12 protein-coding genes are annotated in these 15,623 nt (G+C 63.6%); 11 read left to right on the forward strand and 1 reads right to left on the reverse strand.

What is annotated here, in order from left to right:
* The first annotated feature begins 207 nt into the window (after positions 1–207).
* The 9 genes from wbpA (at position 208) to MFF62_RS09170 (ending at position 11,039) form a co-directional block, all read left to right on the forward strand.
* Entirely contained in the window at positions 208–1,524 is a 1,317-nt protein-coding gene (gene wbpA, locus MFF62_RS09130; RefSeq protein ID WP_238262352.1) for a UDP-N-acetyl-D-glucosamine 6-dehydrogenase, read from the forward strand.
* Between the two features lie 18 nt (positions 1,525–1,542).
* Complete coding sequence (locus MFF62_RS09135) at positions 1,543–2,493, forward strand: Gfo/Idh/MocA family protein (RefSeq protein ID WP_238262354.1); 951 nt, start codon at positions 1,543–1,545, stop codon at positions 2,491–2,493.
* A gap of 7 nt (positions 2,494–2,500) precedes the next feature.
* On the forward strand, positions 2,501–3,082 hold the full coding sequence (gene wbpD, locus MFF62_RS09140) for an acyltransferase (RefSeq protein ID WP_238262356.1): 582 nt from the start codon (positions 2,501–2,503) through the stop codon (positions 3,080–3,082).
* Between the two features lie 47 nt (positions 3,083–3,129).
* Positions 3,130–4,242: a DegT/DnrJ/EryC1/StrS family aminotransferase gene (locus tag MFF62_RS09145; protein WP_238262358.1), complete on the forward strand. Its 1,113-nt coding sequence runs from the start codon at positions 3,130–3,132 to the stop codon at positions 4,240–4,242.
* Entirely contained in the window at positions 4,239–5,699 is a 1,461-nt protein-coding gene (locus MFF62_RS09150) for a lipopolysaccharide biosynthesis protein (RefSeq protein WP_238262360.1), read from the forward strand. Before MFF62_RS09145 ends, MFF62_RS09150 begins: the two co-directional genes overlap by 4 nt.
* Before the next feature lie 70 nt (positions 5,700–5,769).
* Positions 5,770–6,882 (forward strand): glycosyltransferase family 4 protein, encoded by a 1,113-nt coding sequence (locus tag MFF62_RS09155; protein WP_238262364.1) that lies wholly within the window; start codon positions 5,770–5,772, stop codon positions 6,880–6,882.
* A gap of 280 nt (positions 6,883–7,162) precedes the next feature.
* On the forward strand, positions 7,163–8,392 hold the full coding sequence (locus MFF62_RS09160) for an O-antigen ligase family protein (RefSeq protein WP_238262365.1): 1,230 nt from the start codon (positions 7,163–7,165) through the stop codon (positions 8,390–8,392).
* 49 nt (positions 8,393–8,441) lie between these two features.
* The gene (locus MFF62_RS09165; protein WP_238262366.1) at positions 8,442–9,395 is read left to right on the forward strand and encodes a GNAT family N-acetyltransferase; all 954 of its coding nucleotides are present in this window, start codon (positions 8,442–8,444) and stop codon (positions 9,393–9,395) included.
* Positions 9,396–9,446: 51 nt separating this feature from the next.
* Positions 9,447–11,039, forward strand: a complete 1,593-nt coding sequence (locus MFF62_RS09170) for a hypothetical protein (RefSeq protein WP_238262369.1) — start codon at positions 9,447–9,449, stop codon at positions 11,037–11,039.
* Positions 11,040–11,081: 42 nt separating this feature from the next.
* Here MFF62_RS09170 and MFF62_RS09175 read toward each other — a convergent pair whose 3' ends face one another.
* Positions 11,082–12,425, reverse strand: a complete 1,344-nt coding sequence (locus MFF62_RS09175) for a polysaccharide deacetylase family protein (protein WP_238262371.1) — start codon at positions 12,423–12,425, stop codon at positions 11,082–11,084.
* 492 nt (positions 12,426–12,917) lie between these two features.
* Here MFF62_RS09175 and MFF62_RS09180 point away from each other — a divergent pair, with 492 nt between their 5' ends.
* Both MFF62_RS09180 and MFF62_RS09185 read left to right on the forward strand, forming a co-directional pair.
* Entirely contained in the window at positions 12,918–14,189 is a 1,272-nt protein-coding gene (locus MFF62_RS09180; RefSeq protein ID WP_238262373.1) for a glycosyltransferase family 4 protein, read from the forward strand.
* Positions 14,190–14,525: 336 nt separating this feature from the next.
* A complete protein-coding gene (locus MFF62_RS09185; protein ID WP_238263067.1) occupies positions 14,526–15,620 on the forward strand; it encodes a polysaccharide biosynthesis/export family protein in 1,095 nt (364 codons plus the stop codon).
* Positions 15,621–15,623 lie beyond the last annotated feature (3 nt).

Below are 15,623 nucleotides of genomic sequence, written 5' to 3' on the forward strand. Positions count from 1 at the left end.
GGATGCTGGGCATACCACCTGGCCCGCGTCCGTGCGGCCGCGCACATTGCCGGCGCGCCGCAACGTTGTGTGCGGGCGACAACAATGCCCGCATCTCTGCAGGACCGGAAGTTTCTAGAATCCAAGCACGGCTGATCAATCCAGCGCTGTCAGCTTGCACGCCAGTCCGACTCAAGCGAGTTCAACCACAAATCTTCTGATTCCATTATGTCGAGCCCAATTGCCAAAGAACTCATCGAACGGATCAAGAACAGGGAGTCCATTATCGGCATCGTCGGCCTGGGTTATGTCGGGCTGCCCTTGATGCTGCGCTACTGCGCAATCGGGTTTCGTGTGTTGGGTATCGACATCGACGAGAGCAAGGTTGCCAAGCTGAATGCCGGGCAAAGCTACATCGAGCATATCCCCGCGAGCAGCATCGGCCGTGCCCGCGAGACCGGATTCGAGGCCACCACGGATTTCGAGCGCGCCAGCGAGTGCGATGCCATCATCCTGTGTGTGCCGACGCCGCTCAACAAGCATCGCGAACCGGACATGAGCTTCGTCATCAACACGGCGGACGCCATCAAGAAGCACTTGCGCGCCGGACAGGTGGTGTCGCTGGAAAGCACCACGTACCCCGGCACCACCGAGGAAGAACTGCTGCCTCGCATGCAGGAAGGTGGCCTGGAGGTCGGCAGCAACATCTTCCTCGTGTACTCGCCGGAGCGCGAGGACCCGGGCAATGGAAAATTCGAAACGCGCAGCATTCCCAAGATCGTCGGTGGCCAGACGCCGGTCTGCCGCGAGGTCGGTATGGCGCTGTACGAAGTGGCGATCGATCGCGTGGTGCCGGTGAGCTCGACCAAGGCCGCCGAGATGACCAAGCTGCTCGAGAACATTCATCGTGCCGTGAACATCGGCCTGGTCAACGAAATGAAGATCGTGGCCACGCGGATGGGCATCGATATCTTCGAAGTGGTCGACGCCGCCTCGACCAAGCCCTTCGGCTTCACCGCCTACTATCCTGGACCCGGCCTCGGCGGGCATTGCATTCCCATCGATCCGTTCTACCTGACCTGGAAGGCCCGCGAGTACGGCTTGCACACCCGCTTCATCGAGCTGTCCGGTGAAGTCAACAAGGCCATGCCGGAGTACGTGGTCAGCCGGCTGGTGGAGGGGCTGAACCAGCAGGGCAAGGCGCTCAAGGGCTGCCGGGTGCTGATGCTGGGCATCGCGTACAAGAAGAACGTCGATGACATGCGCGAATCGCCGTCAGTAGAGATCATGGAACAGATTCGCGCACGCGGCGCGACGATCGCCTACAGCGATCCGCACGTCCCGGTGTTTCCAAAGATGCGTGAGCATCAATTCGATCTGTCGAGCGTGCCGCTCGATGGCGAAACGCTCCGCGACTTCGACGCCGTGGTGCTGGCCACCGATCACGATGCCTTCGACTATCTCCTGATCCGCCAGCACGCGAAGCTCCTCATTGACAGCCGCGGCAAGTACCGCGCGTCGTACGCAAACGTCATCAAGGCCTGAGTACAAGGGAGCGCTAGCGTGAAACGATTCGCACTGATCGGCGCGGCCGGCTACATTGCCCCGCGCCACATGACGGCAATCAAGGACTCGGGCAATGAGCTGGTGTCGGCGTACGACATCAACGATTCCGTCGGCATTCTCGACAGCATTTCGCCACAAAGCGAATTCTTCACCGAATTCGAGCGGTTCTACGATCATGCCTGGCGTCTGCGGCGCCAGCCGGGCACGGCGCTGGACTACGTCTCCGTCTGCTCGCCGAACTACCTGCACCAATCGCATATCTCCGCCGGCCTGCGCCTTGGATGCGACGTGATCTGCGAAAAGCCGCTGGTTCCGACACCGGCATTGCTCGATGAACTGGCGCTGGTCGAACGCGAGACTGGCAAGCGCGTGTTCAACATCCTGCAACTGCGCCATCACCAGGCGATCCTCGCGCTCAAGGACAAGGTCGAGAGCGAGCGCAACGGGCACAAGCACGAGGTCGACCTGACCTATATCACCTCGCGCGGAAAGTGGTATCAGGAAAGCTGGAAAGGCGACACGCGCAAGTCCTTCGGCGTGGCCACGAACATCGGCGTGCACTTCTACGACATGCTGCACTTCATCTTCGGCAGCCTGCAACGCAACGTGGTGCACCATGCCACCGACAACAAGGCTGCGGGCTATCTCGAATACGAGAATGCACGCGTGCGCTGGTTCCTCTCGATCGATGCCAATGACCTGCCCACGGCGGTGAAGTGCAAGAAGCCGACCTATCGGTCCATCACCGTGGACGGTGCCGAGATCGAGTTTTCGGAGGGCTTCACCGACCTGCACACCACCAGCTACCGCGAGATACTCGCGGGTCGCGGTTATGGCCTGGACGACGCGCGCCACTGCGTGGAAACCGTCAGCACGATCCGCTCCGCACGCGCGACGGCGCCCACCGACGACGAGGGCCATCCTTTCCTTCAGCAACTTCTTGCCTGAGGCTGTGATGACGAACCAAGTACATACGTCGGCCATCGTCGACGAAGGCGCCCAGATCGGCGAAGGCTCGCGCGTCTGGCACTTTGTGCATGTCTGCGGCGGCGCGCGCATCGGCCGCCATTGCTCGCTCGGCCAGAACGTGTTCGTAGGCAACCGTGTCGTCATCGGTGACCACGTCAAGATCCAGAACAACGTCTCGGTCTACGACAACGTCACGCTGGAGGACGGCGTCTTCTGCGGCCCCAGCATGGTGTTCACCAATGTCTACAACCCGCGCTCGCTGATCGAGCGCAAGGGCGAGTACCGTGACACGCTGGTGAAGCGGGGGGCCACCCTCGGCGCGAATTGCACCATCGTCTGCGGTGTCGTGATCGGCGAATATGCATTCGTCGGCGCAGGCGCCGTGGTCAACAAGAACGTGCCTGCCTATGCGCTGATGGTCGGCGTTCCTGCCCGGCAGATCGGGTGGATGAGCGAATTCGGCGAACAGCTTGACCTGCCCGTGCGCGGCGAGGGCGAGGCCGTCTGCCCAAATAGCGGGCAGCGCTACGTCCTGGATGGCACAACACTGCACAAGGCCGCAGCCTGAGCCGGTGCCCAAATCCCCTCCGCATGCCCCCGCACAGGACATCCGCCATGATCGAATTCATCGACCTCAAAGTACAGCAAGCCCGCCTCAAGCACGAGATCGACGCCGCCATCCAGCGCGTACTGGCGCACGGCCAGTACATTCTCGGGCCGGAAGTGGATGAGCTGGAGCGGCGGCTTGCGGAAGCGACCGGCGCCCGGTACTGCATCAGTTGTGCCAATGGCACGGACGCGCTGCAGATCGCCCTGATGGCCCTGGGCATCGGGCCCGGCGACGAGGTCATCATGCCCGGATTCACCTATATCGCCACCGCCGAGACCGTCGCGCTGCTGGGCGCCAAGCCCGTCTATGTGGACGTGGATCCGCGCACCTGCAACCTGGACCCGGCAGTGCTCGAAGCGGCGATCACCGATTGCACCGCAGCCATCATCCCGGTCAACCTGTATGGACAGTGCGCCGATTTCGACGCCATCAATGACATCGCCGCACGCCACGCGTTGCCGGTGATCGAGGACGCCGCGCAGAGCTATGGTGCCACCTACAAGGGCCGCAGCAGCGGCAAACTGTCGACGATCGCCTGTACCAGCTTCTTTCCCAGCAAGCCGCTGGGCTGCTATGGAGACGGCGGCGCGCTCTTCACCGACGACGAGGAATTGGCCAAAGTGATGCGCCAGATCGCCCGTCATGGCCAGGACCGGCGCTACCACCACATCCGCATCGGCGTGAACAGCCGCCTGGATACATTGCAGGCCGCAATCCTGCTGGCAAAGCTGACGATCTTCGACGAGGAAGTTGAACTTCGCCAGCAGGTTGCGGCGCGCTACTGCGATCTGCTGCGTCAAGGGGGGTTCGATGCCGCGCCGCATGTCGAGCCCCACAATCGCAGCGTATGGGCCCAGTACACGATCCGCGTGCAGGATCGCGAGGCCTTGCAGGACGTGCTGAAGGCCGCGGGCATTCCCACTGTCGTGCACTATCCGTCGCCGCTGAACCGGCAGCCGGCGGTCGCCACCAGCCAGTCCCTGCCGGTCGGCGATGCGCTGGCGCGAGAGGTGTTGAGCCTGCCGATGCATCCGTACCTCGACCTGGCCAGCCAGCAGGCGATCTGTTCGGTCATTCTGCAGCACGCCAAGTGCCAGCCAGAGCGAGTGATGCCTTGAACAAGCAAGCGCTTGCCGCGGACCCGGGCACGGTGGAGAAACCCCGTGTGGGCCGAAGCATTGGCGTGCTGGTCAGCGGGCAGGCCGCCGCGCAGGTTCTGACGCTGGCGGTATCGCCCATTCTGACGCGCCTCTATTCGCCGCAGGATTTTGGTGCCGTGGCGGTCTTCGCGGGCCTGCTCGCGTTCGTCGGTGTTGTGGCCTGCCTGCGCTACGACCTCTCGATCAACCTGCCCGCCAGTGATCGCGCTGCCGAGAACCTGGTGGCCTTGTGCTTGTTGTGTGTGACAGCAACCAGCGCGCTTTGCGCGCTCGGCGTGCTGCTCTTTGGCGATTCGCTGATCCTGGCCCTGAACTGGTCGATCGACGCCGGCGTGCTCTGGCTGCTGCCTTTTGGCGTGGCCGCGACGGGCCTCTATACCGTGATGGAACGGTGGATGGTCCGGAAGCAGAAATTTGGCCCGCTGGCGCAAACCCGGCTGGTGCGGTCCGTGATCGCAAACCTGGTGCAACTGGGCGGTTATGGATTCGGCGTACTGGCCTTGATGGGCGGCACGGTGATTGGCCAAGGCGCTGGCGGACTGGTCTACGCGATCCGGGAAATCCGCCGCAGAGGGACCCGCAACGTGAAGCGGATCCGCATCGTTGCCCTGGCGCGCCGCTACAAGGACTTTCCGCTGTACTCCACCTGGACGGCCATGTTCAATGTGGCGGGCGTGCACCTGGTGCCGCTGATCTTCTCGGCGTTGTTCGGCGCGGCCGTGGTCGGCTACTTTGCCTTTGCGTTGCGGATGATATCGGCACCAATCTCCCTGATCGGTGCGGCAATCGGCAGTGTCTTTTTCGCCCAGGCCCCCGCTGCCCTGCGTGCCGGCCATCTACCCGAGCTGGCCGAGTCGCTGCGCCGGAAGCTGGCCAATGCTGGCATCCCGGCACTGGTGCTGCTGATATGCGCCGGGCCGGACCTGTTCGCCGTCGTGTTTGGCGAACGGTGGCGCATGGCCGGCCACTATGCACGCTGGATGGCGCCCTGGATCTACTTCCAGTTCCAGTTTTCGCCGCTCTCGTGCCTCCCTGATGTGATGGAACAGCAGAGGATGGAACTGTTCGCGCAGTTCAGCACCTTTGCAGTGCGTCTTGCCACGCTGGCGGCGTGTTACGGATTCAGTGTCGCTGCGGACTCCAGCGTTGCCGTGTTTTCCGCGGTGAGCGCCGTTGCCTATCTCGGGATGCTGACCCTGTTCATGTCGCGGGTGGGCATTGGACTCCGGGCAATGGTGACGCACGATGCCAGGCGCCTGCTGATCTTCTGCGCCTGGGCAATGCCTTCCATCCTGCTGTTCAGTGGCGAATCCCACTGGCGGTCCCTGGTGGCCGCCGCATATTTCCTGGCCCTGTCGGCATTCTGGATGCAGCGTACGTTGCGTCCGGCGCCGGCTGGTGGTGAACGATCGTAGCCTCGATCCGCAAGCGGACCAGGCGTACCTGTCCCGGATGCCTGTCGTGGCGTTGTAGAGGGAGTTTCAAGTGCAAGTACCTAACGTAGCCCACCTCACCTCGGTTCATCCGCGCTACGATGACCGCATCTTCCTCAAGCATTGCCGTAGCCTGGCGGCCAACGGCTATCGGGTCTCGCTGGTGGTGGCCGACGGCGAAGGCGATGAAAGCCAGGACGGCGTGTTCATCACCGACGTCGGCGGCTCCGCAGGACGCTTGAACCGCGTTCTCCGGACCACGACACGCGTGCTGCGCCGGGCGCTCTCGCTGAATGCGGACGTCTACCACTTGCACGACCCCGAGTTGATTCCCGTCGGCCTGAAGCTGAAGAAGATGGGCAAGCGCGTCATCTATGACTCGCATGAGGATGTGCCCCGGCAGTTGCTCAGCAAACCCTACCTTGGACCAAGGCGGTTGCGCGCGCTGGCGGGTGCCTTTGCCATGTACGAGCGGCGCGCCTGTCGCCAGTTCGACGGCATCGTGGCGGCCACGCCCTTTATCCGGGACAAGTTCCTGCCGATCAATTCTCACACCGTCGACATCAACAATTACCCGATTCTCGGCGAACTCGGCGGCCCGGTGCACTGGGAAACCAAGCGCGCCGAAGTTTGCTATGTCGGCGGCATCAGTTCCACGCGTGGCATCCGCGAGACGGTCATGGCGCTCGAGCAGGTGCAATCCCCGGCGCGGCTGAATCTGGCTGGCCGGTTTGGCGACGAGGCGCTGGAGTCGGAGGTGAAGGCGGCCAGCGGCTGGTCCCGCGTCAACGAGTTCGGGTTCCTGGACCGGGCCGGGGTGCGGGGCGTGCTGGAGCGGTCGGTAGCCGGCCTGGTGACGCTGCACCCACTCATCAACTTCCTCGATGCACTACCGGTGAAGATGTTCGAGTACATGGCGGCGGGCATCCCGCCCATTGCCTCCAACTTTCCGCTTTGGCGCGAGATCGTCGAGGAAAGCGACAGCGGCCTGTGTGTGGATCCGCTGGATCCGAAGGCCATCGCCGATGCCGTCGACTACCTGGTGACGCATCCTGACGCCGCCCGCCGCATGGGAGAAAACGGGCGCCGCACCGTCATCAGGAAATACAACTGGGCGAACGAGCAGGACAAGCTGCTGCACTTCTACGAACGGATCCTGGCGTGAGTGCATGACCGGCGCACCGCTTCATGGCGCCGTCCGGGCGATGGATTCGGGCCCCGATTGTCGCCTTGCCGGATGTGGGCTGGCCCACGCATCCGCCTACCCAAGTCGCGGCGGATTTGGTTAGATGGATGGGGCGCGAGCGGGTATCCGGGGCCGGGCCTTGCATGCTCGAAGACCGCTTGCCCTGGGGGCGGCCTTTCACTGGCTGTTGGCCTGCAAGCAGGCGCTTTTCCGGCATTTCGCCTGCAATGACGACTAACAGGGATGCGGCAGGGCAATCATGAAGCACGGCAAACTCTCGCTGTTTGGCAGCGTCGTCTTCCTCACACTCTTTCCGGGCTATTTCTACTACCACAGCGCGGTCGCCGCCGGCGTGATATCGCCCGTGCTGGGGGGCTTCTTCGGTCCGATGTCGGTCTACCTTGGCGTCCCGATGGTGGTCTTCGGCTTCGGTACGCTGGCACGCGGGCGCGAGCCAATCCTGTTTATCGATCGGGCGTTCGTGCTCTACGTGATCTTCATCATGGTCTGGATCACGCTGCACTACGTGCTCGGTTCCGGTGAGCAGAAGTCCGCCGACTTCTATTCGTATAACGTGAGCACGGTTTTCATGTGGATGGCGGTCTACATGGCGGTCAGGAATCTGGATCTGAACAGAAAGTGGATACGCTGGGCGCTCTCCATTTCACTGCTTCTGTTCCTTGCCATCGCCGCGTGGTCCTCGAACGGGCAGTTCTACGATACCGCGCAGATTGCCGGTGATGCCGTGCGGGTCTCCGGCTATCAGGGCCTGGCCCGTTCTGCCGTGGTCGTCGCGCTTGCCGCGATGGCATTCCACCGCGGCCTGCGTGCCGTACTGGTGATCCTGATCACCGTACCGCTGCTATTCCTGCTCGGGGCACGAAGCGAGTTCGTGGCATTTCTCGTCGTGGCCGCGGCGCTCTTCGCGCTTCGGGACGGCGTATCGCCGACCACGCTGATCTGGGTGCCGTTGGGCGTTGCCGGACTCGTCTATCTGGCTGTCAGCTTCCATATCTTCGAAGGCGGTTCGCGCATCCTGCAGCTTCTGGAAATCCGGGAATCGAGTTCCTATCAGGCCCGACAGGAATTGCAGCAGTTCGCCGTCAGGGCCATCGTGGAGCATCCGGTGCTCGGCAGTTACGCGTCCCAGCTTGAGCTCGGCGAGATGGGGGACTACGCGCACAACGCCCTCTCCGCATGGGTCAGCTTCGGGCTGGCCGGCTTTCTGGGCTTCGTATTCCTGCTTGGCTATGCCTTGGTGCAATCGGTTCGGCTAGCCCGCAAGGGCTACGCGGCGGAACCGGAAGTGGCGCTCGCGCTGGCCTTCAGCATCTATACCGTGACCTTGGCGGCCACCGCCAAATCCGTCAACGACCCGATTTTCGCCTTGGCATGGGGCGCAATCGCCTGCGCACTGCGCAAGCGCAGGCGAGCGGCCACCCGGCCTGTGCTCGTGCCGTACGCAGGTCAGGAAGCTGCACGGTCCTGACGGCCCGCGGCCAGCTTGCGACAACCGTCATTCATTGATGATTGAGCATATGGACATCAAGCAAAGGAAATACAGGGAGCTCTGCGAGAGCGAACGTTCCATCCCGCTGTCCAGCCGGGCCTGGTGGCTGGACGCGACGGTTGGGGCCGACCGCTGGAGCGTCGCCCTGGTGGAGCGCGGCGGCAAGGTGATTGCCGCGATGCCCTATGTCAAGAAGAAGAGGTATGGCTTTGTCATCCTTACCCAGCCTCGCTCCGGACACGGATTGGGTCCATGGCTGGCATGCGAGGATGCAAAGCCGGCGAGAGTGCTGGGCCAGCAGAAGGAACTGATGACGGACCTGATCGAGCAACTGCCGAGGTTCGACCATTTCGTGCAGGCCTGGGACTACAACCATACCAACTGGCTGCCCTTTTGCTGGAAGGGGTTCCGTCAGACCACCAAGTACACCTATGTGCTCGATGACCTGTCGGATTCGGATGCGATCTGGAACGGCATGCAGCCCAACATCCGCGCCGAGATCCGCAAGGCGTCCACGCGCCATGGCCTCGAGGTTCGAGACGACCTGGATATCGAAGAGTTCATCACGCTGAACAAGCAGGTCTTCGAGCGGCAGGGCATGGCGCTGCCCTATACGGAGGATTACGTCCGCCGCCTTGACGCCGCATGCGTGGCACGCGGCGCGCGCAAGATCTTCATTGCCGTGGACAAGGAAGGCCGTCGCCATTCCGGTGTCTATCTGGTCTGGGATGGGCAGGTTGCCTACTACCTGATGGGCGGCTCGGACCCCGCGCTTCGGACCAGCGGCGCGGCCAGCCTGTGCATGTGGGAAGCGATCCGCTTCGCCTCGGGCGTGGCACGCACCTTTGACTTCGAAGGATCGATGCTGGAACCGGTCGAGCGCTTCTTCCGGGCGTTCGGTGCCGAGCAGAAGCCGTATTTCCTCATCACGAAGACACCATCCAAGGCGATCTCGCTGTATCAGCACATACGTTCCCGATAGCCATGCCGCCGGGAAGGCAGAGCGCCCAAGCATTGACAAGGAGATGCGGCAATGACCCAGCACAACGGAAGCGCCCGTCGCCCTCTTGCGCCCCGTCTTGCGCGCGCGCTGCTGCGCGCCGGTAGCCTGGCTGTACTGCTGGCCTGTACCGTGCCGTCGGCGCAGGCGCAAGTGCAGTCAGGCGGGTTGATGCCAGCCGCACTGGACTGCGGCGGCCCTGTCGAAGACCTGGTCTGGCGCCGCTGGGATGGGGATCCCAGGCGAAATGGAGAAGGCGGCGCGCGCGTTTTCGTGGAACAGCAGCTGATCGCGGACCGCTTGCTGAAGCAGGGCGACACCTATGCGCTCTATCACTTCGAGATCTATTTCCACAACTTGCTGGCCATGGCGCAACGTTGCCAGCGCACCGATCGGCAGGCAGAGTTGGCCCACCTGGTTGCGAGTACCTATGCCAAGCTCGAACCCGCGCCCGGTGATCAGCCAGGGCGGGCCTGGATCTGCCGTGGTGGTCCGGAATGCACCCACACGCCCCGGCTGCGCGATAAGGAGCTGATGCTCAACAGCACCCAGTTCATGGCCTTCGCGAGCAGCCTTGCCAACGGCATCAGCCGCGAAAATCGGAAGGGGGCTCGCAACGACTTCGTCGAACAGACGGCAACCATCGCGCGCGAGCACCTGGAGCGCTGGAACACACCTGCGGCGCAGGATACGTTGCGCAAGCAGATCGCCGCCCGGCCGGAGGATGTGAAAAATACCTCGTCCGCATTGTTCCTGACCGACAAGGAGCTTTGGCAAATTTCCATCTACGCGGATCTGGCCGGCATGCTGGTCGCACGCCCGCCGCTTGCCCAGTCGGCGGAGCTGAACGCCGCGAGACTTGCCGCCATGAAAACGCACCTGGAATTATTGCTGCAACTGGTTGCGGCGCGCACGACCGTGCAGGAGATTCCCGCCCCAAATGACAAGAGCGGCAAGACCATCAAGGTGGCCGATCTGGATGCGGGCTTCTGGCGGCTCTATGACACCAACCGGTATGCTGCCTACACCGGACGCGACAAGCCCGTGGTGTGCAAGCGCGATCCGGTCACGCAGCAGGTCACGGCGCAGACCGTGATCCCTGCCGATCGCTTCGCGCCGGTGGCCAACATCAGCTGGGACATCAGCCACGCACGACGGCTGGTGCATTTCTTTGATGCCATCGAACGCAATCGCGCGGCGATGGTCCAGGTCTACGGCCTGGACCCCGCGATGTTGCCCTCGCAAGACACCATGGCTGCCTTCGTGCGCCAGTTCAGTCTTCACGTCTGGAATCGGGATCGGGTTCGCCCGCTATTCACAAACTACTACAGCGGCACCAACGGCTGGTATCGGGTGAATTACGACAACGGTACCGGCAGTTGCGCGGAAGGCTATCCACCGTATGGCATCTCGGACTCCTTTCCCACCGGAGGCTATGCGGTATGGCCGTCCATGCACGAGCAGGGCGTGCGCTTGTTCGATATCACCCAGTCGTTGCGCCTGGAAGACCAGGCCTTCGTCGCGGCCTACTACCCCAACTTTGCGAGGTCGCGCAGCGCCAGCTCCCGCATGACTGACGAGATGATGTTCTGGCCCACACTGGTGCGGCGCGGCGGCAAGCGCTGACCGGATGGCGGCGCGCCCGTGGCGCGCCGACGCCACGGCTTGTCAGTGGGCGACCACGGCCTGGTACAGCTCGCGCTCACCGGCGTTGCCGAGCGACGAGTTGTGCCACAGCATGGTGAAGCAGCCGTTCACCGCATTGCACGTTTCCTTCAGTTCGCGGAATTTCTTCCAGGCCGCCTCGCCCGCGCCAAGTCCCATATAGCCCATGACAGTGCCTTCCATGGCGATGAGCGGGCGAATGCGCAAGTTCAGGGCCTTGCCCGCGACCGGATCGAAGGCCGGATATTCGAAGCAGGTGCCGCAGCGGAAACCGGCGTGATCGGCATAGCTGAGCGTACTGTCGTAGGTCATGCCAGCCTGCTCCCAACCGAGCATCGTGGTCGGGTGCTCCCAGCGCAGATAGTGCATGCGCCCGCCCCAGACCGCCTGCTCGATCTTCTCCTGCTCGCATATCTTCCGCAGCCGATTCGCCTCCGCCTGCACCTCGCAAGGGTCCTGATAGGTATTGAAGCTCGGGTGCAGGCCGATCTCGTGACCACGGGCGTGGATATGCTTCATCAACCCGCGTATCGCGGGATGCTCCGGCTCGTAGTCCGCATCCTTGCTGGCCTCGGTGCGGCCGCAGATGAAGTAGAAGGCGCTGACCAGCCCGTGGCGCTCCGAAACATCCATGATCCAGTCGAAGGTGTTGACCCGATCGCTCGGATGCAGCGCGTTGCGCGTTTTCATCCTGATGACCGGCGCCTGCAGCACGCTGCGGATGTCACGGCGAATCAGGATATCGCCGGCCATGCGGCGGAGCATCCGCGACGCGGAGCCAAAGCCATAACGACTGGGCACATCGACGTCATGCGACACCTTCATGCTGGACTGAAGTTGCTTGAGCGTCAGGGCTGGCCATTGGCGTCCAATCACCTGCCCGAGGATATGCAACCACTCGTCCACCACCGGCCGCTCCAGATAGCCGAACTTGTGGGCATGCGAGCCGCTGGCCGGGAAGCGCCCGAAGTTATCCAGGTCGGTGCGTCCAACCTCCTCCTGGCGCGACAGCATCCAGTAGCAAAGACCCAGGATGTCATAGTGGATTCGATAGCCACCGGGGGTCGTCTCGGTCAGCGGCGAGGGCGCGCGTGCCAGGCCTGGCGCCGGCAACGGCCCAGGCAGGACCGGCTGCCAGCCCTCCGCACGCGCATCCCAGGTGGTGAAGGCGAGCGCCGAGTCCGCGCGCTGGAAGGTGACGGGGTCCGCCGCAATCTCGATCGATCCCTCGCTGGAACCGGCAAGGCTCAGGCGGACGGTGCCCGCGTCGGTACCCTGCAACCGAAAGCCATGGCCAAAGCGCTCCGCAAGAATTTGCTGCAGCCAGGAGAGGATTTCCTCGGTCATTTGCCTCATTGGGGAGTTCCAGAGTGAGAAGGCGGGCGCCCTGATGGACGACGGCTGTCCACGGCCCGAGCCTGGCATGGACGGTGAAACCGAATGGTCTTACCTCAACCGATGACGCTGATAAGGCGGATTATCGGGACTTGCCAACGTGCCCGCAATCAAGCTGGGTGTGACACCGAACGCAAGGCGCGCGCACTTTTCCCGGCCGGGCGCGGGTGCATGCCGGCAGTGTGGCCTGGGCCACACTAACCGCTTCCACGAGGCTTCTGACTCTGGTTAGATGTTCGCGTGCGGATGAAAAGCCGTTGCTGCGGCAAGGTGTTCCATCCTCCGGCCCCGACCATGGCTCTGCGCGCCCACATGCGATCGCGGCAAGACCCGCTTTTGTCGGGCCCGCGTCTGCTCCGGTGACCCACCGGGCAGCCCGGGCCGGGCATCCGGGCGACGTCCAACCATGACACGCGCGCCAGCATCCAACAAACCTGTCCCTCCATGAAGCACGTCTGGATTCTCAACCACTATGCCCAGGAACCCGGTAGCGGCCCCGGCGGCACGAGACACTACCACCTGGCCGAGCACCTGAGCGCGTCCGGCTGGCAGGCAACCGTTATCGCGGCCAACTCGGTCGGCACAAGGGAACGACAACAGGTGACAGGCAAGTTGTCGCAACTCGAGCGCATTCGCGATGTCGCGTTCCTGTGGGTACGTACGCCCCAATACGAAGGCAATGGCGTCGGCCGTATCCTCAACATGCTGACTTACAGTTGGCGCGCCTTGCGGCGGCAGACCACGCGCGACTTGCCGCGTCCCGACGTGGTGGTCGGCTCCAGCGTGCACCCGTTTGCCGCGGCGGCGGGCGCGCTGCTGGCACACCGCTTCAAGGTTCCGTTCGTGTTCGAGGTGCGTGACCTGTGGCCTCAGACGCTGGTGGACATGGGTCGCCTGCGCGAAGGCGATTTCCTGACCTGGGCGCTGCGCAAGCTCGAGCTTTGGCTATACCGGCGCGCCACCCGCATCGTCGTGCTGCTGCCGCATGCGTGGGAGTACATCGCACCGCTGGGCATCCCGAAGGCGCACATTGCCTGGATTCCCAACGGGGTGGACCTGTCGCTATTCCCGCCGCCCACGCCCGCACGCGCCGTGGCCCCGACCGAGCCCTTCACGCTGATGTATTTCGGTGCGCACGGGCAGGCCAACGGCCTGGAGAACGTGCTGCACGCAATGAAGCTGGTACAGGATCGGCCCGAGGGGCAGCACATAATCCTACGCATGGTCGGCGATGGCGGCCTCAAGCCTGCGCTGATGGCGCAGGCACAGCAACTCGGCCTGAGCAATGTCATCTTTGAGCCGCCCGTACCGAAAACCCACATTCCGACGGTGGCAATGGAGGCCGATGCCTTCGTGATCGCCGTGCGTGACCTGCCACAGCTGTACCGGTACGGCATCAGCATGAACAAGCTGTTCGACTACCTGGCTGCAGGCCGGCCCATCGTCATGGCCTCCAGTGCCGCCAACAATCCGGTGGCCGACGCGGCGGCCGGGTTGACGGTAGCTGCGGAGCAGCCCGAGGCCCTGGCCGACGCCATCATCCGTATCGCCTCGACGCCGCTCGAGGCGCGCCAGCGCATGGGACGCGCCGGGCGCGAGTACGTCGAGCGCCACCACAGCTTCCAGCTGCTGGCACAGCACCTGGCAGGGGTGCTGGACGAAGCATGCAGAGCCCAGGAAGACCCGGTCCCTCATCAGCATGAACAGGCGGTTTGACCGCCTGTCCACTTGCCCCCCCACGTCACGGCCGCGCCGCGCCTGTCCAGGCCGGGCGCCGGCCGCTGACAGGTTGAGCGCAACCGGCGCATCCAGCCGCCGGCAAGGGTTGGAAGGACCTGTACCGGCCCGCGCACCTTCGCCAAAACCCAACGTGCGACAACGCACCGATGCATGGTACGGCCCCTCCTACGATACGAACCATCGGGGCATCGCCTATGCGGTGCGATGTCCACTGCCTTCAGTAAGGAGACCACCGTGAGACCAGTCAATTGGGGCATGCATTTCCGGAGCATCCTTGCTACCCATCGCCGCGACATCGCTTCCCGCCTGTTCATGCTCGCCGCCACCGGTCTGCTGGCCGCCTGCTCGGCATCGCCGGGCATGTACTTTGACAACAAGGCAGTGGTGAGCGCCATCGGTCCCGATGTCGTGCCCAAGGTGACACCGATCACCCTCGACCTGGTGAATGCCCAGCGCGGCAAGCCCCGTATGGACAACCTGCGCGTCGACGAACTGTTCGCCACGCCGCAGCCGTATCTGATCGGCCCTGGCGACATCATTTCGGTCGTCGTATGGGACCACCCCGAACTGGTGTTTCCCACGCAGACCTACAGCATCGGCGCCGCCTTCGAGATGCCGACGTCCAGCGGCGGCTCCAACGTACCGGGCTATGTGGTCAGCGCACAGGGCGATGTGCAGTTTCCCTACGCTGGCGTCATGAAGGTGGGCGGAAAGACCGCCAACGAGGTGCGCGACCAGATGGCGCGTGTCCTGTCGCGCGTCGTCAGGAACCCGCAGATGACGGTGCGGGTGCTCGGCTTCCGTAGCCAGCGTGTCTACGTGGACGGCGAGGTCAAGACGCCCGGCATGCAGGCGATCGATGACGCGCCGATGACGCTGGTGGAAGCGCTGAATCGCGCCGGCGGCGTGCTGAACCTGACCGGCGACAACAGCCGCATCCGCGTGACGCGCGGCGAGCGCAGCTGGTACGTCAACATCCCAGCGCTGCTGTCCAAGGGCATTGACCCGTCCCGCATCCTGCTGCGCTCGGGCGACATCGTCCGCGTGGAACAGCGCGAGGACAACAAGATCTTCGTGACGGGCGAAGTCGTGCGCCCGGCATCCCTGCTCATGCGCAACGGCAAGATGACGCTGAACGAGGCACTGGGCGATGCCGGTGGCGTCAATCCGAGTTCGGCCAATGCGGAGCAGATCTACGTGATTCGCAAGGCGCCCGATGGCGAGCCGAACATCTTCCACCTGGACGGCAACTCGCCGGCGGCGCTGGCGATTGCCGAGGGATTCGAGCTGGAACCGAAGGACGTGGTGTATGTGGACGCACGCGAAGTGGTCCGCTGGAGCCGCGTGATCAACCAGTTGTTACCGAGCACGCAGCCTGTGTTCAGTACTGCCACGGCATTCAAGTAGCCG

Source organism: Cupriavidus pauculus (genome assembly GCF_022179805.1).
In the GTDB taxonomy this organism is placed as follows: Bacteria; Pseudomonadota; Gammaproteobacteria; order Burkholderiales; family Burkholderiaceae; genus Cupriavidus; species Cupriavidus pauculus_E.

What these genes read in the sequence shown, in the direction of transcription:
- wbpA (WP_238262352.1), top strand. Translation starts at nt 208, where the DNA reads ATGTCGAGCCCAATTGCCAAAGAACTCATCGAACGGATCAAGAACAGG.
- wbpD (WP_238262356.1), top strand. Translation starts at nt 2,501, where the DNA reads ATGACGAACCAAGTACATACGTCGGCCATCGTCGACGAAGGCGCCCAG.
- MFF62_RS09145 (WP_238262358.1), top strand. Translation starts at nt 3,130, where the DNA reads ATGATCGAATTCATCGACCTCAAAGTACAGCAAGCCCGCCTCAAGCAC.
- MFF62_RS09160 (WP_238262365.1), top strand. Translation starts at nt 7,163, where the DNA reads ATGAAGCACGGCAAACTCTCGCTGTTTGGCAGCGTCGTCTTCCTCACA.
- MFF62_RS09165 (WP_238262366.1), top strand. Translation starts at nt 8,442, where the DNA reads ATGGACATCAAGCAAAGGAAATACAGGGAGCTCTGCGAGAGCGAACGT.
- MFF62_RS09170 (WP_238262369.1), top strand. Translation starts at nt 9,447, where the DNA reads ATGACCCAGCACAACGGAAGCGCCCGTCGCCCTCTTGCGCCCCGTCTT.
- MFF62_RS09175 (WP_238262371.1), bottom strand. Translation starts at nt 12,425, where the DNA reads ATGACCGAGGAAATCCTCTCCTGGCTGCAGCAAATTCTTGCGGAGCGC.
- MFF62_RS09180 (WP_238262373.1), top strand. Translation starts at nt 12,918, where the DNA reads ATGAAGCACGTCTGGATTCTCAACCACTATGCCCAGGAACCCGGTAGC.
- MFF62_RS09185 (WP_238263067.1), top strand. Translation starts at nt 14,526, where the DNA reads ATGCTCGCCGCCACCGGTCTGCTGGCCGCCTGCTCGGCATCGCCGGGC.